Here is a 1493-nt window from a genome sequence, read left to right as displayed (position 1 = left end):
GGCGGCAGCAGGTCGCCGGGGTCCGCTCGGGACTGCGGTGGCGGGTCGCCGGGTGCGCCCCGGTCCGCGGCGGTGACGTGGGGGTCCGCTGGAGTCGTCCGTGGTGGGTGCCGGGTGCGCCCAGGCCCGCGGCGGCAGGTCGCCGACCCCGTCAGAGCCTTCGGCGGCAGCAGGTCGCCGGGGTCCGCTCGGGACTGCGGTGGCGGGTCGCCCGGGTTCCCCGCGTTCTCGGTGCGGGACCGCATGCGTGGAGTCCGCCGGAACCGCGGGTGCCGGATCGCCCGAGGTCCGCGCAGTCCCCGGCGGCCGGTCGGCGACGTTCGCCGGAGGCTGCCGTGACAGCCGCTTCACAGGGTCGTACCCCGTCCGGGGTGCGGCCCTTTCCTGTGCCGGGGTCCGCGCGTACGGCGTCGCAGCCGTCGAGCAGTGCTTCCGCCGTGCCCGCTGTCGGCCGGCCGGCACGGCGCAGGACAATGAGGCCATGGCACGCGGCAGACTTCGGATACACCTCGGCGCGGCACCGGGCGTCGGCAAGACGTACGCCATGCTCGCCGAGGCGCACCGCCGCGCGGAGCGCGGCACCGACTGCGTGATCGCCTTCGCGCAGCCGCACGGCCGGCCCCGTACCGAGGCGCTGCTGGAGGGCCTGGAACAGATCCCGTACGGGGAAGCGGCGCACCGCGGGACCGTCGTGACGGAAATGGACCTCGACGCCGTCCTCGCCCGCCGCCCCCAGGTGGCGCTGGTCGACGAGCTCGCCCACACCAACGCGCCCGGTTCCCGCAACGCCAAGCGCCGGCAGGACGTGGAGGAGTTGCTGGCCGCGGGCATCCAGCACCTGGAGTCGCTGGGCGACGTCGTGGAGTCGATCACCGGGGTGCGGGAGCGGGAGACCGTACCGGACGAGGTGGTGCGGCGGGCCGACCAGGTCGAGCTGGTCGACATGACCCCCGAGGCGCTGCGCCGCCGTATGGCCCACGGCAACATCCACCAGCCGGACAAGGTCGACGCCGCACTCTCGAACTACTTCCGCCCCGGCAACCTCACCGCGCTCAGGGAACCGGCGCTGCTGTGGGTGGCCGACCGGGTCGACGCCCATTCCCAGCGCTACCGCAGCGCGCACGAGGTCTCGGCGATCTGGGGCTCGCGCGAGCGGATCGTCGTCGGTCTGACCGGCGGACCCGAGGGCCGCACCCTGATCCGGCGGGCCGCGCGGCCGGCGGAGAAGGGCGCAGGCGGCGAACTGCTCGCCGTCTACATCTCCCGCAGCGACGGGCTCACCGCCGCCTCGCCCAAGGAGCTGGCCGAGCAGCGCACCCTCGCCGAGGACCTCGGCGGCAGCTTCCACCACGTCGTCGGCGATGACATACCCGCCGCCCTGCTCGCCTTCGCGCGCGGCGCCAACGCCACCCAGCTCGTCCTCGGCTCCTCGCGCCGCAGGGCCGGCAGTACGTCTTCGGCCCCGGCGTCGGCGCGACCGTCGCCCGGGACTC

Annotated in this window: 2 pseudogenes; one reads left to right on the top strand and one right to left on the bottom strand. The window is 75.2% G+C overall.

The window, feature by feature from the left end:
• Positions 1-245: pseudogene (locus B9S61_RS41760) on the bottom strand (hypothetical protein); the annotation flags it as partial.
• A gap of 236 nt (positions 246-481) precedes the next feature.
• Here B9S61_RS41760 and B9S61_RS30140 point away from each other — a divergent pair.
• Positions 482-1493 (top strand): annotated as a pseudogene (locus B9S61_RS30140) (universal stress protein); the annotation flags it as partial.

It is taken from the genome of Streptomyces sp. SM1 (genome assembly GCF_002910825.1).
In the GTDB taxonomy this organism is placed as follows: domain Bacteria; phylum Actinomycetota; class Actinomycetes; order Streptomycetales; family Streptomycetaceae; genus Streptomyces; species Streptomyces okerensis.
Note: the sequence above shows the minus strand (reverse complement) of the source record. Positions and strands in the feature narration are given on the sequence as shown.